We start from the raw sequence: 16,833 nt of genomic DNA, 5'->3' as shown, positions 1-16,833 counted from the left end.
GAGTGGAGTCGGTCCGCTGCCGGCCGCGTTCCCTGATCAGGCCGACAGCCCAGATCTTCTCCAGCGCGAGGCCCAGCAGCTTGTCGGCTCGGCCCTCCTCCGCCAGACGCTCACGGAAGTCGGCCAGGACGCAGTGGTGGAAGCCCGGGTCCTCCAGCCCATGCCCAAGGCGTATGTGAAGTCGATGCGGTTGCGGACGGACTCGGCGGCCTACCGGTCGGACAGCTTCAACAGGAACTGCAGGACCGACACGGTCGCCAACTGGGCAAGTGACAAGCGAGCTTGCCGTCCCTGGGATACCACTCCTCGAAGTCCTCGTCGTCCCAGAGACCGTTGAGATGGTCGCGGATGGCCATAGCCGTGGTGCCCCTGGAATTGCTCGCCCATGCGACCCGCACAGTCAGCTCGAGAACCACGCAGCCGGTAGGAGGGCGAACACACATCCCAGGACTTCCGGAGTCGCGGGGCGCCAACCGTCCCACCCGCCAGATCACCGAGCCCACGGTTCCCGGCGACGGCAACCACGAACGAGTGAACGCGATCGACACTCCAACCACCGCAGTCACGTGGACAACGGCAGGCGCGAACGAAGCCTTCGCTCAACGGTCAGCACCGCATCGCCGCCACCATCAAGGGACTCGCTGACCCACGTGTGCAGCCCTGAACAGGGAAAACGAGGCGCTGCGCCACCACGTCGGCCACTGGAGACTCAAATTTCCAAGATCCCCGACAGCGTCACGCACTGAGGAGTTCCAAGTACCGGCTATTGGCGGGGCTACTGCGGGGCGGGGCGAGGGGGTCCACTTCGACCCGGCGGCGGTCAACGCCCGGCTGCGCTGACCGCCCGCCAGGCCGGTGACGCACGAGGCGGTGCCATCCGCGGGCGGCACCGCCTCGTGGTCGGCTCGTTCATACCCGGCCGTGACGGCCCGCGGCCGCGGGCCGTCACGGTGTGCGATTCAGCTCGCGGCGTTCCAGGAGTGGGCCACGTCCACGATCACCTTGCCGTCCGACTGGAAGACGCGGAAGGGCAGCCGCGCCCGCACTCCCACCCCGACCTGGGTCTCGCCCTCGAAGCTGCTGCCGAAGCGGGTGTCCTGGAAGGTCTCGTAACCCGAGACGTTCACCGCCGGGAGCTGCTGTGCGACCTTGCCGGGGTACGTCGTGCCCCCGCTCTGCGAGTAGCTGGCCGCGCCCACGTGGATCTCCAGGATCGCGCCGCCGTTGACCGGGATCGGGTCACCGGAGCCGTTCTGGTACATGGCGTCGACATAACCGGCCCAGACGAACGCCTTGTCGGCGGCCGTCGCGCCCTTGATGTCGAAGACCATGCGGTCGTAGCACTCGTGCTGACCGGTTCTGATGTTGACCAGCGGCTTCGCGCTGCTGAACGACTCCGTCTTCTCGCCGCTGCCCCAGCCGGTCGCGCACGCCGCCGACGTGCCCGTGATCGTGGCCTGGGCCGCCCCCGCCGTGCCCGCCAGCCCGGCGCCCGCCAGCACGATCGCCGCGATCGCGGTTCCCAAACGTCGCATCTCCAACCTCCGCAGTCTCGAAGTGAGTTGGTACGCACGTCTTGACCGGTCATGAGGGCCGGGAGGTTGTAATCGCCGCCGAATCTTTAGCGAAAGTACCTGAACTGGACCCGGATGGCGCGCAATCCGCCTTCCAGAGGCCACTCTGACACTTACCATCTCCTTCCTCGCCCCGGCTACCGCCGGGGCCGCCGAGGGCGGGCCGCCACCGGGCTGGGCTGGGCACGTGCGGCTTCCCCAGTCGGTGCGGGACGCCTACGACCTCGTGAGCTTCGGTCCGCGCGGAATCGTTCAGTCCACACTCGCGGACTGTGGCTGGTGGAGGAGTACCTGTCCCTGGCCACGTCCGGCTCGTGCCCGCCGCCGACGGCGGCCTCACCGGGAATGTCACTACCACCCGCAGCATCGCCGATGCCTGCGGCCACAACGGTGGCTCCTTCGGTTCCAAGGCGATGGCCCCACAACATGATTCTGTCAGCGGGGGCCGTTCCGTACCGTGGATATTGATGACTCTCCGCGCGGCGGGGTAGCACGGACAACGATTGCAGGATGGTTGTCTCGGCTCCAACGACTTCTGAACATTGCTATCGCATAGAAAACACGCGCCCCTCCCCCGAGTTTGGCGCACTTGCCCCCCCCAGCTGCCATGGCAACCCTGTGCGACGCTCCGCACCATGCTGTAGCCGCCAGTACGACCCCGCACGGAGCGGTATTCCTCCATCCGTGAGGGAGCACCGAACAGACCTGCCCGACACTCGGCGACCCCAGACCCGCCACCTGGGCGGCAAGCTGCGCGAACTGTGATTCCCCTGTACCGCCGCGAACAACGCATCACCCACTGGCTCGCCTCGCCCGGCGCATCGGTCTCAGGCGACTTGGATGCGGTTCCCGGCGGGGGCCTGCTGCCGAGCCGCCTGGATCATGGGAAACCCGGACATGCCACACACCTTCACCTTCAACGGCGACATGGCACGGGCTCTGGTCAGGCTCGCTCGCGACGAACGGGCGTGGCGTCGCGCCTGGCACGTGCCGTCCCCGCCCGCCATCACGATCCGAGAGCCGGCCCAGCGCTGTGCAGCCGCCGCGGGCCGACCGCCGATCAAACTTATCCAGATGCCACGCTTTGTGATGCACTCAGCGGGGGCCATGGTACCCATCGCTCGCGAGATGGCCGAGATGGACTACCAGTGGTACGCACCGTTCCACATGGCCGCAGACGAAACCGCGGTCACCTTCGGTCTCACCGCCACCGACCTCGACACCGCTGTCCGCGACCAGGTCGGAGTGCCGGCACAGCTCTGAAGGACACCGGCCGCCGACGCCGGCCGCGGTCGTCTCGCCCTACGACCCGACGGGCCGTCACGCGCGGCGTGGTCGTACCACTCCCCTACTTGGCCCTGGCACCGCCGTCTGGTGCGCTGGAAGTGGCGCCAGACGGCGGTCGGATCCGGTCGGCCACCGTTGCCGGAAGAGGCAGTCGCCCGCGACGGCGCGCAGCAGCCGTCCTGCCGGAGGATATCTCAGCGTCGTGGCCTCGTCCCTGGGCCGGAAGCCGGTCGTTCACGGGAGGCTGCTGCAGTCCGGTGCAGTGTCCGGGTCGACTTCACCCTGCACGACCGGCACCAGGAGTGGTCGCTTCGCACGCTGTCCGAACGCCACTGGGACTTTCGTTTCGGGGCTACACCACGGCGGAGCTGCGGCTGTTGCGCAGGCTTCCGACGTTTGATCTCGCCCGGCTCGGGCGGAGGTCTGCGGCCGAGAACTTCATGATCTTGGAAGGCACATCATTCGCCTGCGGCGTCCTCGGCCTCCCAGCGCAGCAGGTCGCCCGCCGCACCGACGCGGAGCCGACGGCCCTGGCCCGCACGGCCCTCAGGTGCGGCTTCCTCCCGCTCGCCCTCCGGGCCGCCGGGGTGTGGATCGCCACGCACCCCCGCATGAGCATCGAGGAGTTCGCCCGCCACTGTGCGGCGGAGGGCGGCGTCCTGGACCTGGTCGGCACCGGCGACGAGGAATGCCTGCCCGCCGCACTCGACCGGGTGCTCCCTGCCGGGTTGCTCCGTCCGTAGCAGGGGCTGCCCGGCGGCCCGGCCTCGCACCATCGCGTCGGCCCTGTCCCCCATAGGCGGCGCCTGTGACGGCAGCTCGGCGCCGCGCCGGTACGGTTCGCCGTATCCGGGCCCGTGGATACGGAGCGGACCGGCACGCCGCCGGCATCCTGCGGTGTCCTCCTACGGTTGTGTCACTTCCTCCTGGATGGTGTCGTCGTCGAGCGGATGGGCGGTCTCGTCGGCGCGCACCTTGGCAAGGCCGCCCACGAGCACCGCGAGCACGATGGGTGCCAGGCCCGCGATCAGGAACAGGACCCGGTGGGAGAGCTGCTGCGACACCAGGCCGACGAAGGCGATCGACACGGGCATGAAGGCGATGGTGATCAGGAAGTCGAGTCCGGCGATCCGCCCGATCATCTCCATCGGCACCCGCCGTTGCAGGAGCGTGCCCCAGATGACCAGGCCGACGCTGAGCAGGGCACCGTAGACGAACAGGCTCGCGCCGATGACCCAGGGGTCGTCCGTGAGCGCGACCAGGCTGATCGGCAGGCAGCCCAGTGCCCAACTGCCCAGCATCGTCGTCAGGTAGCGCCGCGGCATGGTGAGGGAGCCGGCGACCAGCGACCCGGCCAGGCCGCCGAGACCGAGTACCGCGACGAGCAGTCCGTAGACGGTGGATCCGTTGTCGGACCGGGCCCGCACGAGCGCGGGGAGGAGCACCTCCAGCGGGCCGGTCACCAACAGCCCCATGAGCGCCGCGAAGACGACGCTCGCGAGGATCCACGGGGTGCGGGCCGCGAACCGGAACCCTTCGACGAGGTCGTGCACGGGATGCGTCCGGGTGGTCTCCGCCTCGGGTGCGCCCGGGGGAAGGCCCAGCGTGCACAGCAGCGCCGCGGCGAACACGGACACGGTCAGCAGCGCACCTGCCGCCGGAACGGTCGCGCCCACGAGTGCCCCGACGGCGGCGGGGGCGGCCGCCTGCTGGACGGACGGGCGCGTGGCCCCTTCGAGGCCGTTGACGGCCATGAGGTCGGAGGCGGGCACGACGACGGGAACGAGTGCGGTGTAGGCGGGGAAGAAGAACGCCGTGGCGGCCCCCACGGCGAACGCCGACACGCTGAGGTGCCACAGTGCGAGGCCGTCCGCGAGGGACAGCGCCGCGATGACGCCCGTCGTCGCCAGGTTGGCCACGAGCACCGCCAGCAGCACGGACCTCTTCGCGGCGCGGTCGGCGACCACACCGGTGGCGAACGCCGTCGCCAGCAGGCCCACGCCGGTCCAGACGACGACCGAGGCCAGCTCCGGCGCCGAGGCACCGAGCTCCAGCGCCTGGAGCGCGAGGTAGATGGTCCACGCGCCGTACCCGAAGAGGGCGAGGACCATGGCGGCGAAGAGGCGGCGGTAGCCGGGCCGGCCCAGGGGCGCGAGGACGGCGGGGAGGTGTCGCTTGGTCATGAGTCGGCCCTTCCGGCAGGCACGGGAGCGGTCGTGGACGGCGCCGGCGCGAGAACGGCGAGACTCCGGCGCCCCGGGGTGGTGACGGCGGCCAGCGGCCGAGGGGCGGTCTCGCCGTGTCCCGCGAGCGTTGCTGCGGGGACGGCAGACCGCAGAGGTCCGCCGGCCGACCGGCCGGGCCGGTACGGCCTGTGCGCGGCGCGCGCCGCCGGGGCCGCGGGAGCGGCGTACCCGGGTGGTGCCGCCAGCCGGGGCCGGGAGCGGCGCCGGCGAGCGGGGCCCGTCAGGGCCGGTGCGGAAGGGGTGGTCGCCGTCGTCGGCCCCCGGCCCCCGGGCCGGCGGTCCTCGCTCGCATCGGTGAACTCGTGTATCGGTCGGCCGGCCTCAGGCCGGCCCCTTGCGGGGAATGCACCCACGGTGTGCTCCACAGGTTCGCTCCGGAACCGGGCAGCACGAAGGAGCCGCCCGGCACTGACACCGCGACGGTGGGCACGCGAAACGAGAGTTCAGGGCCGCACCGTCAGGCGCGGCGGCGGAGCTTCAGGGAACCGACACCTGGATACATGCCCGCCACCTTACACCTGCCCGGGCCGGTTCCCCGGCGCGGACAGGCCCCTGTCGCAGCGGAGTCGAGCTGTGGGGCACGGGTGTGCGGAGCGGTCGGTGTCACCCGGCCTTGCGGCGGAAATTCGGCTTCTTGGCGCCGTTGCGGGACGTTCCGTTCGCCTTGGAACGAGCGTCCCCGTGCGCCCGGCGTTCCCGGCTGAGGAGCTTCTTGCGCTCCAGTGCTTCCCGGAACTTCCGCTTGACGTCGCTCTCGGTCTCGGACTCGGACTCGGCTCCGGATCCACCCTGGTTGTCCTGCATATGAACCTCCCGCTGACGAACGACTGCCCGGGACACATTCGCACACGGCCTCGTCGTCCCGCGAGCAAGCGATCCGGGGCGTGGCGCATATTCAGCCATCGCACCACGCGGCCCCCTGTCAGCTCCGTCTGCTCTGCTATCGTGCCGACGTGGTCAGTTACTACTTCCTCTGATACCGCCACGGGAGTCCGGGCGACGAGGAGCACCGCGTACGCGGTTCCGCTCCGGCGCCGTCGAGAGTTCCCGGCAGGACGGTGACGCGGCTTCTCCTGCCGCTGATTGCGACGCCTCCCGGCCTCGCCTCTTCGCCTCCCTTTTTCGCGTCGCGCACCGTCGGGTGAGCCGCGTTCGCCGAGGCATTCTCTTCTTCCGCCGTCTGCCGTGGGCCGCTCCCTTTTGGCCACACTGCCTCTTTTTCTCCGAATGGCGGGTCACCCATGCAGAATGCACACCGTTCCGATACCGGCGCCGCGGCGCTCACCGGCACGTCGGAAAAGCTCCTTCCCACGCAACCGGAGACCGGTTCCTTCCAGGTCGTCCTCGACGACGTCGTCCGAGCACCCGGCGGACGGCCGCTGTTGGACGGCATCGACCAGTCGGTGGCACTCGGCGAGCGCGTCGGCATCATCGGTGAGAACGGATCGGGCAAGTCGACCCTGCTCCGCATGCTCGCCGGCGTGGACCGCCCGGACGGTGGCCAGGTCCTCGTCCGGGCCCCCGGCGGCTGCGGCTACCTCCCCCAGACACCGGACCTGCCCCCAGACGACACCGTGCGGGACGCCATCGACCACGCCCTCGCCGAACTGCGCTCCCTGGAGCGGGGGTTGCGTGAGGCGGAGCAGGCGCTGGCCGGGGCGGAGCCCGAGGAGCTGGAGGGCCTGCTCGGCGCCTACGGCGACCTGCTGGAGGCGTTCGAGGCCCGCGACGGCTACGCGGCGGACGCCCGTGTCGACGCGGCGATGCACGGCCTCGGTCTGGCGGGCATCACGGGCGACCGGCGGCTCGGCAGCCTCTCCGGAGGTGAGCAGGCGCGTCTCAACCTGGCCTGCCTGCTGGCCGCGTCCCCGCAGCTGATGCTGCTCGACGAACCCACCAACCACCTCGACGTCGGGGCGCTGGAGTGGCTGGAGGAGCGCCTGCGGGCCCACCGCGGCAGCGTGCTGGTCGTCTCGCACGACCGGGTCTTCCTGGAGCGCGTGGCCACCGCCCTGTGGGAGGTGGACGGCGAGCGGCGCACCGTCAACCGGCACGGCGGCGGTTACGCGGGATACCTGCAAGCCAAGGCGGCCGCGCGGCGCCGCTGGGAGCAGACGTACCAGGATTGGCTGGAGGACCTGGCACGCCAGCGCGAACTGGCCCGCAGCGCCGCCGACAACCTGGCCACCGGTCCGCGGCGCAATACCGAGCGGTCGAACCAGCGCCACCAGCGCAACGTGGAGAAGCAGATCTCCGCGCGGGTCCGCAACGCCAAGGAGCGGGTCCGCCGGCTGGAGGAGAACCCGGTGCCGCGGCCCCCTAAACCCATGCGTTTCCGGGTCCGGGTGGAGGGCGGCGGCACGGTCGAGCGCGGCGGGGCACTCGCCGAGCTGTACAAGGTCACCGTCGGCACGCGGCTCGACGTCCCGTCCTTCACCGTCGACCCCGGTGAGCGCATCCTGGTCACGGGGCACAACGGCGCGGGCAAGAGCACCCTGCTGCGCGTGCTGGCCGGTGACCTGGCGCCCGATCAGGGCGAGTGCGAGCGCCCGGAGCGCATCGGCTGGCTGCCGCAGGAGACGGAGATCGCCGACCGGCAGCAGAGCCTGCTGGCGGCCTTCGCGGCGGGGCTGCCCGGCCTTGCGGAGGAACACCGGGGCGCGCTCCTGGGATTCGGGCTCTTCCGGCCCTCGGCGCTGAGCACCGCGGTGGGAGACCTGTCCACCGGGCAGTTGAGGCGGCTGGCCCTGGCCCGTCTGCTGCGCGATCCGGCGGACCTGCTGCTGCTCGACGAGCCGACGAACCACCTGTCGCCCGCGCTCGTGGAGGACCTGGAGGAGGCACTGGCGCACTACCGGGGCGCACTGGTCGTGGTCTCCCACGACCGCATGTTCGCACAGCGGTTCAGCGGCCGCCGCATGCACATGGAGGGTGGCCGCTTCGTGGAGTGAGACGGCCCCGGGCGAGGGGCACCGGCCGGGTCTCCGGTCCCGGCCGGTGCCCTGGTGACGCCGGTGCCCGGTGCCCGGTGGGCGGCCGGGCGGCCGGCCGTCACCAGGAGACGATCTGGCGTTCCAATCCGCGGATCAGCATGCCCTGCTTCCACTTCAGTCCCGCGACCGGCTCGGCCAGGTCGAGGGTGGGGAAGCGCCGGACGAGGGCGGACAGGGCCTCCTGGAGTTCCAGTCGGCCCAGTTGGGCGCCGATGCAGTGGTGCGCTCCGTGCCCGAAAGCTATGTGCGGGTTGCGCTCACGGTGGAAGTCCAGCTCGTCGGCGTGGTCGAAGACCTCCTCGTCCCGGTTGGCCGACGCGAAGTGGACGACGCAGGGCTCACCGGCCCGCACGGTCACGGTGCTCAGCTCCACGTCCTCGGTGGCCACGCGGACGAAGCTGCCGGCGGACACGAGCGGTGTGTACCGCAGCATCTCCTCCACCGCCGCGGGCACGAGGGCCGGGTCGGCGACCAGCGACTCGTAGCGCTCGCGCTCGGTCAGCAGGAGGTGGACGAGGTTGGTGATCTGGTTGACCGACGTCTCGTGGCCCGCGATGAGCAGGCTCACACCCATGTTGACGATCTCGCCCTTGGTCAGGTGGTCGTCGTTGTCGGTGGCGAGGGCGAGGGCGCCGAGCAGGTCCTCGGTGGGGGCGTCGCGGCGCTGGGCAACCAGGCCGTCCATGTAGACCATGAAGTCCTGCTGGACCTGCTGTATCTCCGCGGCGGTGAGCCGGGTCGAGGAGAGCATGGCGTCGGAGAAGGTCCGGAACAGGTCGCGGTCCTCCAGGGGCACGCCGAGCAGTTCGCAGATGACCGCGACGGGGAAGGGAACGGCGAGGAACTCGACGAGGTCGGCGGGTGAACCGTGCGCCACCATGTCGTCGAGCAGGGAGTCGACGAGGGCGCGGACACGGGGCCGCATCTCCTCCACCCGGCGTGCCGTGAAGGCCTTGCCCACGAGCCGCCGCAGCCGGGTGTGGTCCGGCGGGTCCTGGGCGAGGACGCCGTCCGGCTCGGGCGGGGTGGGGAACATCCGGGGGGTGGCGGGATCGGTGGCGGCCGCGGTGCTGAAGCGGGAGTCGCCCAGGACGATACGGGCGTCGGACATGCGGGTGACCAGCCAGGCCGTGCCCTCGCCGTAGGGCAGGCGCACCCTGGAGACGGGGTCGTCGCGGCGGAGTTCGGCGTAGTGCGGGTCGAGGTCCAGTGCGTGCGGCAGGCTGAACGGGTAGGCGGGTGCCGCGTCGGCCGGTGTCGGTCCGGTGCGCGTGTCGGTCACAGCGGTGTGTCCTTTGCTGGAGGTGGTCCGGAGGTGGCGCGGGCAGTGGTGCGGTTTCCGGCTCTGGTTGCGGCCGTCGGCTAGTTGTCGTTCCAGAACGGCTCCCGGGGCACGGTGTGGGGGATGCCGCCCTCCTTGTTGACGCCCTTCTCGAGGAAGACGAGGTTGTGGTAGGCGTGCAGCCCGACGAGGTTCCTGGCGGTGTAGTCGGCCGTGGCCGCGCCGTCCGGCCGCTCCTCGTAGTGCAGCGAGTCGATCAGTCCCTTGACCATCTCCAGCGCGGTGTCCGGACGGGCACCGGGCTCCGGGTGGCCTCCGTACCCGGGCCAGTAGGAGGTGAAGGTGTCCTCGATGACGTAGAAGCCGCCGTTGCGCAGGTGGGGGAACATCACCGAGAACGACGTCCGCATGTGTGCGTTGATGTGGCTGCCGTCGTCGATGATGACGTCGAACGGCCCGTGCTCCTCGGCGACGCGGCGCATGAACTCCGGGTCGTCCTGCCGGCCGCGGAGCGTCTTGACGCGCGGCTGGTCGCATGCGGACTTGTCGAAGATGTCCACGCCGAAGACCAGGCCGCGCGTGAAGTAGCGCTTCCACATCTTCAGTGAGGCGCCGCTCGGCAGCAGGTCGTCGTAGCCGCCGATGCCGATCTCCAGGATCCGCACCGCCTGGTCGCGCAGCGGCCGCAGGTGCCGGTCGTAGTGGCCGGTGAACCAGTGGACGCCGCCCCACTTGTCGGACTCGTAGCGCAGGGCCAGCCGGTCCAGTGGGGGCGTCTCGTTGGTCGTCGCGTGCAGCACCACGTTGGTGGCGCGGGCGGCCAGGGCCGCGCCCTCCATGGTCCGCGGGCCGCGCAGGTCGGGCAGGAAGGAGACGCCGAAGGCCCCCGCGGTGCGGCCGGACGCCGGGCCGAACAGCTCCCGCAGGAGGTCGCTGAGCGTGAACTCCAGTACGGCGCCCGGTTCCTGGCCGGCCGGTTCCGCCGACGTGACCGGCTTGCCGTCCGTCACCTGCAGCACATGGCTGATCCGGTCGGTGCCGTGCAGGACGTCCAGGCCGACGAACGCCTCGCCGCCCACCTGCGGGATCTCGCAGCGGAACAGCAACTCGTCCACGAGCGCCGCGGTGATCCTGGCGGGTCCCCATTCCTCGACGGTGCTCAGCAGGAAGCGCTCGTCACCTCCGGCGCACCGCAGTATCGCTTCCAGCACCGCGTGGTCGTCGTCGTACGACATGTGAAAGGTCCTTCGCGTGGTCCGGTGATCCGTGTGAACGGCGTGAACAGGTGATCGGGCGGTGCGCGGCGGGTTCACGTCCGGGTGCCGACGAACAGCCCCCGGCCCGAGGGGCCGCCGTCGAGGTACTCGACGGTGTAGCCCGCCTTCTCGTACGCGGCCGTGTACGCCTGCCGCGGGAACAGCGTGATGCGGTGGTGCTCGACCAGGTGCCGGGGACCGTGCTCGGCGTCGGCGATCACGTAGTGGATCTCCATGCGGGTGGCGTCGCCGTCCCGCACCGAGTGGGACACCCGGGAGATGGTCCGGCCGTCGACGCGTACGATGTCGCCCGCCACGTAGCCGTCGGTGAAGGTCTCCGGGAACCACCACGGCTCGACGACGGCCACGCCGCCGGTCCGGGTGTGCCGGGCGAAGCACCGCAGCGTCGCGTCGAGTTCGGCGGTGGTGGCCAAGTGGCCGACCGAGCTGAACATGCAGGTGACCGCGGAGAACGTGTGGCCCAGGTCGAAGGCGCGCATGTCCCCCTGGTGCAGCGGCACGCCCGGCATGCGGGAGCGGGCGATGTCCAGCATGCTCGCGGACAGCTCGAGACCGCGGGCGTCGTCGAAGAGCGCGGCGAAGTGCCGCAGGTGCGCGCCCGTGCCGCAGGCCACGTCCAGGAGGGAGGACGCGTCCGGCACCCGGTCGCGCACGAGGTCCGCCACGTCCTTCGCCTCGCCGGCGTAGTCCTTCCCCCGGCCCCGGTACACGGCGTCGTAGATCTCGGCGAACTCGTCCTCGTACCGGGAAGTTGGCTCCGTGTCAGCCCGCATGGGTCCCGCCTCCTCGTCCTTGTCCGCCGCTCGCGGCGAGCCGCTCCAGCACCGGCACGACCTCGCCCGGCGACGGCTCGGCGTTCATCTCGTCCCGGACGCGCTGTGCGGCGGCCCGGATGGAGGGGTCCGTCAGCACCCGGCGCACGCCCTCACCGAGCCCGGCCGCGGTGACCTCGGACGGATGGATGAACAGGCCCGCGCCCGCGGCCTGTGTCTGCCGGGCGCGCAGCAGGTTGTCCCAGAGGTCACCGAGGACGATCTGCGGAACGCCGTGGGCGGCGGCCGTCAGCCAGGTACCGGCGCCGCCGTGGTGCACGATCGCCGAACAGGTCGGCATCAGGGCGTGCAGGGGCACGAAGTCCACCAGCCGGACGTTGTCCGGCACCGGCCCCAGGAGCTTGCGCTGGGAGGCGTCCAGCGTGGCCACGATCTCCGCGTCCACGTCGCCCAGCGCGGCCAGCACCTCCGCCAGCGACACGCCGTCGCCCAGCGTCTGCCGGGCCGACACCCCGAGCGTCAGGCAGATCCGGGGCCGCCGCGCGCGCTGCCGGACCCATGCGGCGACCACGGCCCGCCCGTTGTACGGCACGTACCGCATCGGCACCGTCGTCGTCCCGGTGGGCAGCCGCATGCTCCGCGGCAGCGGGTCGATCGTCCACTGCCCGGTCACCAGGTCCTCGTCGAAGGTGGAGCCCAGCCGTTCGGCCGCCCAGCCCAGCCACTCGGCCATGGGGTCCTCGCGGTGCTCGGCGGGCCGGTTCGCCCGCTCCGCGAGGAAGTCCCGGCGGAACCGGACGATGAGGTCCGACCCCCACAGCACGCGGGCGTGAGGCGTGCCGGTGGCCCGCGCCGCCAACGCCCCGGCGAAGCTGAAGTGCTCCCACAGGATGAGGTCGGGCCCCCAGGCCCGGGCCAGCGCGACGAGGCCGTCGACGAACGGCTCGTCGTTGACCAGCGAGTAGAACGTGGGCACCAGGGTCGTGTGCATGCCAAGCAGGTACTCCCAGCTCGCCAGCTCCGCACGGACGCCCAGGTCGATACCGGTGGAGTACTTCTGGACGTCCGCGCCGATCTCCCCCATCAGCTCCAGGAAGGCGGTGTCCCGGCCCACGGGCACCGCGGTCAGACCCGCTTGGGTGATCGTGTCGGACAGGGCGGGCTGACTGGCCACGCGGACCTCGTGCCCGGCGGCCCGCAGCGCCCACGCCAGCGGCACCAGCCCGTGGAAGTGCGTGTCGTTGGCGAAGCAGGTCAGCAGTACACGCATCGTCTCACCACCTCCCCGCCACCGCGCCGGTGGCATGCTCCGCGGTGAGCCGTTCCAGGTCCGGTACGACGTCACCGGGGGCGGGCATCGCGAGCATCTCGGCCCGGATCCGCTCGGCGCCCGCGCGGAACTCCGGCTCCCCCAGCAGCCGCAGCACCCGGTCCCGCAGCGCCTCGACGCCCAGTTCCTCCACCGGCATCGACAGGCCCGCCCCGAGCCGCTGCATGCGCTGCGCCCGCACCGGCGTGTCCCACGAGGTGTCCAGGATGATCTGCGGGACGCCGTGGAGCGCCGCCGTCGACCACGTGCCCGGACCACCGTGGTGCACGATCGCCGAGCAGGTCGGCATCAGCGCGTGCAGCGGGACGAAGTCCACCAGCCGGACGTTGCCGGGGGCAGCGCCCAGCAGGTGCTCCTGTTGGGTGGTGTCGAGCGTGGCCACGATCTCCGCGTCCACGTCGGCGAGGGAGTCGAGCAGGTGGTCGAGGGGGACATGGTGCCGGCCGGAGTCACGCTGGGAGGTGCCGATCGTCAGGCAGACCCGGGGCCGCTCGCACGGTTCCCACACCCAGGGGGGTACGACCGCCGGTCCGTTGTACGGCACGTACCGCATGTCCAAGGTGCGCAGCTCCTCGGACAGCTCCAGTCGCATGCTGCGCGGCAGCGTGTCGATGGTCCACTGCCCGGTGACCATCTCCTCGTCGAACGAGCAGCCGTACCGGTCGAGCATGCGGTCCAGCCACTCGGCCGTGGGATCCTCCCGGTGCTCGAACGGTTGCAGGGCACGCTCGGCGAGGAACGCCTGCCGCCCGCGCAGGGTGATCTCCTGCCCCCACGGCAGCCGGGCGTGGGCCGCGCCGGTGACGCGCGCCGCCACCGCGCCGGCGAACGTCAGCGGCTCCCAGATCACCAGGTCGGGCCGCCAGTCACGGGCGAACTCGACCACGCCGTCCACGAAGGACTCGTTGTTCAGCAGCTCGTAGAAGGCGGGCACCAGCATGGTCTCCATGCCCAGCAGGTACGGCCACGTCCACAGGCCGGGGTCGTTGCCGGTGAAGTCGATGCTGTTGACGCCGATGTAGGCATCGCCGCCCCAGGTCGCCGCGAACTGCTCGACCGGAGCCTCGGTGCCCACCGGGACCGAGGTGAGCCCCGCCTGCGTCACCACGTCGCTCAGCGAGGGCTGGCTCACCACGCGCACCTCGTGCCCGGCCGTCCGCAGTGCCCAGGCCAGGGGAACCAGCGGCTGGAAGTGCGTGTTGGCCGCGAAGGTGGTCATCATCACGCGCAGGGGCCGGCGGGGTGCCGGGCGCGCACCGTTCGACGCGATGCTCATGCCGCAGCCACCGGAGCCCGGTGCAGCCCGCCGACGACGGGGGAACGCCGCCGTCGTACGACGGGTCCCGCCGCCGTCAGCCGGGGGGCCCGCTCCGCGAGGGCGTGGAGCGCCGCTCCCGTCACGGCCCGGACGAGGTGCTCGGCCAGCACGTTCTCGAAGGCGGCGGCACCGAAGACCGACGGGGCGGGCGGGGCTAGTGGGGCTGGTGGGGCTGGTGGGGCCAGTGAGGCAGCCGGGGCGGCTGCGAACGGTCCGTCCCGGCCGACCGCTCCGGCCAGGACCACCACCTCGTCACCGGACTTGACCTCGCAGCCCGCCAACTCCAGGTCCTCCCGGGCGAACCGCGTCGCGATACGGTACGACACCGCCCGGTGCAGCGCCTGCTCGGCAACCTGCCCGGCAGCCACCCGGCCGGTGCAGGGCGCGGGCCACTGCCCGGGCAGGAGCCCGAGCACGGCGTTCCCGATCGCCGTGGTCACCGGCTCCGTGCAGAGCAGAACGGTGAGCATGGCCACGGCCGTTCCGTCACCGCCGGCGGGGCCGGCGAGGCGCGGCATCGCGTCAAGGCCGTCGAAGAGGAGTCGCAGGTCCTCCAGGGCGGAAGCCATGTCCTTGCTCAGCGCCAACTGCTGGGGACACAGGAGGCTGTCCAGCGCGGGAGCGAGCGCCCGGCAGTCACGCCCGAACCGGGCGCGGTCCTCCTCGGGGACGCCCCAGATCCGCGCCAGCACCTCGACCGGCACCAACCCCGCGTACTCCTCGACCAGGTCGAACGTGTCCGGCAGCCCCTTCGCGAGCCCCGCGCAGACCTCGTCGATCAGCGGGCGCCACGCGTCGACCGCCGCGGCCCCCAGCACCGGCGCCGCGACCTCCCGCAGTCGCTCGGCCTCCTCGCGCTCCAGCCGCAGGAACGCCTGGTGCCCGGGCAGCACGTACTGCTCCAGCCCGTCGGTCTCGCCCGCACCGGCCACGAGCCGCCGGGCACCGAGCTGCCGGTCGGCGAGGATGCGGCCCCCGAGCCCGGGGGCAGCGGTGACCCAGGCTCCGGTCCTGCTCCGGTGCAGCTCGCCCAGGGTCCGTATCTCGTCGTAGAGGGGTGACGGGTCGTCCTCCATGCCACACAGCAGCCGGGCGTACGGATCGCCGTTGGCGCCGAAGACCCACTGCATGCCGCGGAGCATCTGCAGGCGGCGCCCCAGTTCGCTGTCCTCCATCTCCTGGGCGGCTTCCGTGCGCTGCTCGCTCTGCTCGAGCTGCGTCTGCCGCGTGTTCGGCACTGGCTGTTCGGGCTGTACGCCTTGCATGTCCTGCATGAGTGCAACACGCTCCTTCGCCGGTCCCTGTGGGGGTTCGGGTCGTCGATGCGTTCGGAGGGAGGAGGAAAGCGGGGCATGCCGATGGGGACTTCCTGAGCGACTCGGCCGTTACGCACACGGGTTGGGAGGACCGGGACGCCGGGTGCGGGCAGGTGTCAAGGTGTGAGCCCCTTCAGCCAGACGTCGATGTGCCGGGCCGCGTCCTCCGCGTGCTCGCGCATGATCGTGAAGTGGTTCCCCGGCATGTCGACGGCGGTGTGGTCGTACTCCCAGGAGGCCCGCCAGTCGGTGGCCCCGGTCCACTCCGCCATGGGTTCGGTAGCCCGGATCAGGAGGGAGGGCAATCCGGAGGGCGCCGGCCGCCACTCGGCCATGAGACGGTCGTACGTGCCGAGGGCCGTCAGCCGCGTGTCGTCCATGGGCACGAAGTCCTGGGCGAACATGCCCTCGGTGAGCTCCTTCTGCCAGCGGAAGACGGGTTCCTGCCGGCCCGGCGGATAGACGTCCACCAGCACCTCACCGCTCGGCGGTGTGCCGCGCCCGACCAGGTGGCAGGCGAGCGCGTGGGCCATCAGTCCGCCCGCCGAGTAGCCGACCAGGACGAACGGCGCACCCCCGGTCTGCTTCTCCACCGCCTCGGCCTGCGCGGCGAGCACGGCGTCGAGGTCCGCGGGCAACTGCTCACCGGGCAGGTAGCCGGGCAGCGGAAGCGCCGAGACCGCACGAGTGCCGCGGAAGAACGAAGCCAGGCGCGCGAACTCCTGCGGCCCGCCGACCGGCGCGGTCCCGCTGCAACAGATCAACTGCGGCTTGCGCATCCCGTCCGCCAGCGGAACGGCCTCCAACGGCGCGTCGAGGTCCGCCGGCCCGTGGAACACCGGGCGGAAGGCCGCGGTCTCGGCCAGCAGCCCGATGAACTCCCGGCTCCGGCCCAACTCGGCGGAACGCCGGTACAGATCGGCCAGCATTCCGCTCTGCCCAGCGCCGAACGACCGACCATCGTCGGCGTCCGGCCCAGGTCCACTGGCGTGCGCACCACCGTGTCCACTATCGGCATGCCGCATCCCTGCGTGCAGCCACCTGGCGAGAGCCGAAGCGTCGGGGTGGTCGAAGACGGCGCTGGTGGGGAGCCTGGTGCCGGTGGCGGCGGCCAGTCTGTTGCGGAGCTGAACGGCGGTGAGGGAGTCGAAGCCCAGCTCCTTGAACGCCCGCTCGGCCGGGACGTCCTGCGCTGAGCCGTGCCCGAGAACAGCGGCGGCCTCGGTGCGGACGAGCTTCACCAGCTCGGCTTCCCGTCCGGCGGGAGACAGCAGGGACAGCTGCCGCAGAAGCTGTGCCGATCGGTCCTCGGGGACGGGGGCATGGAGCTGGTCCTGCTCCTGGTTCTGCAGGGCGGTACGGACTTCCGGCAGGTCACTGATCAAAGGGCGGGGACGGGCGGAGGCGAAGCCGGTCACGAAGCGTTCCCAGTCCACA

Annotated in this window: 13 protein-coding genes; 3 read left to right on the top strand and 10 right to left on the bottom strand. The window is 71.4% G+C overall.

All coding sequences use genetic code 11. The features are described from left to right. Window positions 1–959: 959 nt before the first annotated feature. Window positions 960–1,535 (bottom strand): hypothetical protein, encoded by a 576-nt coding sequence (locus ABZ562_RS38160; RefSeq protein ID WP_361489170.1) that lies wholly within the window; start codon window positions 1,533–1,535, stop codon window positions 960–962. Between the two features lie 936 nt (window positions 1,536–2,471). Between ABZ562_RS38160 and ABZ562_RS38155 the strand changes: the two genes are divergently transcribed. Together ABZ562_RS38155 and ABZ562_RS38150 are read left to right on the top strand one after the other, a co-directional pair. Further along, window positions 2,472–2,837: a hypothetical protein gene (locus ABZ562_RS38155; protein ID WP_361489168.1), complete on the top strand. Its 366-nt coding sequence runs from the start codon at window positions 2,472–2,474 to the stop codon at window positions 2,835–2,837. 470 nt (window positions 2,838–3,307) lie between these two features. Continuing rightward, window positions 3,308–3,604 carry a hypothetical protein gene (locus ABZ562_RS38150; RefSeq protein ID WP_361489166.1) on the top strand — a complete coding sequence of 99 codons (297 nt, stop codon included), beginning with the start codon at window positions 3,308–3,310 and terminating at the stop codon, window positions 3,602–3,604. A gap of 162 nt (window positions 3,605–3,766) precedes the next feature. Here the strand turns inward: ABZ562_RS38150 and ABZ562_RS38145 are convergent, their stop codons facing one another. After that, window positions 3,767–5,044, bottom strand: coding sequence for an MFS transporter (locus ABZ562_RS38145; protein WP_361489163.1), 1,278 nt, complete (start codon window positions 5,042–5,044; stop codon window positions 3,767–3,769). Between the two features lie 666 nt (window positions 5,045–5,710). Further along, window positions 5,711–5,911, bottom strand: a complete 201-nt coding sequence (locus ABZ562_RS38140) for a DUF5302 domain-containing protein (RefSeq protein WP_361489160.1) — start codon at window positions 5,909–5,911, stop codon at window positions 5,711–5,713. Window positions 5,912–6,348: 437 nt separating this feature from the next. On the opposite strand from ABZ562_RS38140, the gene ABZ562_RS38135 reads away from it, so the two are divergent. After that, window positions 6,349–8,058 (top strand): TlrC/CarA/OleB/SrmB family ABC-F type ribosomal protection protein, encoded by a 1,710-nt coding sequence (locus ABZ562_RS38135; protein ID WP_361489157.1) that lies wholly within the window; start codon window positions 6,349–6,351, stop codon window positions 8,056–8,058. A 100-nt stretch (window positions 8,059–8,158) separates the two neighbouring features. Here the strand turns inward: ABZ562_RS38135 and ABZ562_RS38130 are convergent, their stop codons facing one another. The 7 genes from ABZ562_RS38130 to ABZ562_RS38100 form a co-directional block, all read right to left on the bottom strand. Further along, window positions 8,159–9,382, bottom strand: coding sequence for a cytochrome P450 (locus tag ABZ562_RS38130; protein ID WP_361489155.1), 1,224 nt, complete (start codon window positions 9,380–9,382; stop codon window positions 8,159–8,161). 80 nt (window positions 9,383–9,462) lie between these two features. Further along, window positions 9,463–10,617 (bottom strand): hypothetical protein, encoded by a 1,155-nt coding sequence (locus tag ABZ562_RS38125; RefSeq protein ID WP_361489152.1) that lies wholly within the window; start codon window positions 10,615–10,617, stop codon window positions 9,463–9,465. Between the two features lie 74 nt (window positions 10,618–10,691). After that, window positions 10,692–11,432, bottom strand: coding sequence for a class I SAM-dependent methyltransferase (locus ABZ562_RS38120; RefSeq protein ID WP_055555808.1), 741 nt, complete (start codon window positions 11,430–11,432; stop codon window positions 10,692–10,694). Beyond that, window positions 11,422–12,702, bottom strand: coding sequence for an oleandolide olivosyltransferase OleG2 (gene oleG2, locus ABZ562_RS38115; RefSeq protein ID WP_361489149.1), 1,281 nt, complete (start codon window positions 12,700–12,702; stop codon window positions 11,422–11,424). The genes ABZ562_RS38120 and oleG2 overlap by 11 nt, the downstream gene beginning before the upstream one ends. A gap of 4 nt (window positions 12,703–12,706) precedes the next feature. Next, window positions 12,707–13,993, bottom strand: coding sequence for an L-oleandrosyl-oleandolide desosaminyltransferase OleG1 (oleG1, locus tag ABZ562_RS38110; protein WP_361489216.1), 1,287 nt, complete (start codon window positions 13,991–13,993; stop codon window positions 12,707–12,709). Between the two features lie 41 nt (window positions 13,994–14,034). After that, the gene (locus ABZ562_RS38105) at window positions 14,035–15,354 is read right to left on the bottom strand and encodes a P450-derived glycosyltransferase activator (RefSeq protein ID WP_361489147.1); all 1,320 of its coding nucleotides are present in this window, start codon (window positions 15,352–15,354) and stop codon (window positions 14,035–14,037) included. Window positions 15,355–15,512: 158 nt separating this feature from the next. Then, the coding region (locus ABZ562_RS38100; RefSeq protein ID WP_361489145.1) for an alpha/beta fold hydrolase at window positions 15,513–16,833 on the bottom strand (1,321 nt) is incomplete at its 5' end.

Origin of the sequence: Streptomyces sp. NPDC019937 (genome assembly GCF_040631655.1) — a bacterium.
Classification (GTDB): domain Bacteria; phylum Actinomycetota; class Actinomycetes; order Streptomycetales; family Streptomycetaceae; genus Streptomyces.
Note: the sequence above shows the minus strand (reverse complement) of the source record. Positions and strands in the feature narration are given on the sequence as shown.

Coding starts and splice junctions, on each gene's coding strand:
- ABZ562_RS38160 (WP_361489170.1), bottom strand. CDS start 1,535: ATGCGACGTTTGGGAACCGCGATCGCGGCGATCGTGCTGGCGGGCGCC.
- ABZ562_RS38155 (WP_361489168.1), top strand. CDS start 2,472: ATGCCACACACCTTCACCTTCAACGGCGACATGGCACGGGCTCTGGTC.
- ABZ562_RS38145 (WP_361489163.1), bottom strand. CDS start 5,044: ATGACCAAGCGACACCTCCCCGCCGTCCTCGCGCCCCTGGGCCGGCCC.
- ABZ562_RS38140 (WP_361489160.1), bottom strand. CDS start 5,911: ATGCAGGACAACCAGGGTGGATCCGGAGCCGAGTCCGAGTCCGAGACC.
- ABZ562_RS38135 (WP_361489157.1), top strand. CDS start 6,349: ATGCAGAATGCACACCGTTCCGATACCGGCGCCGCGGCGCTCACCGGC.
- ABZ562_RS38125 (WP_361489152.1), bottom strand. CDS start 10,617: ATGTCGTACGACGACGACCACGCGGTGCTGGAAGCGATACTGCGGTGC.
- ABZ562_RS38120 (WP_055555808.1), bottom strand. CDS start 11,432: ATGCGGGCTGACACGGAGCCAACTTCCCGGTACGAGGACGAGTTCGCC.
- oleG2 (WP_361489149.1), bottom strand. CDS start 12,702: ATGCGTGTACTGCTGACCTGCTTCGCCAACGACACGCACTTCCACGGG.
- ABZ562_RS38105 (WP_361489147.1), bottom strand. CDS start 15,354: ATGCAGGACATGCAAGGCGTACAGCCCGAACAGCCAGTGCCGAACACG.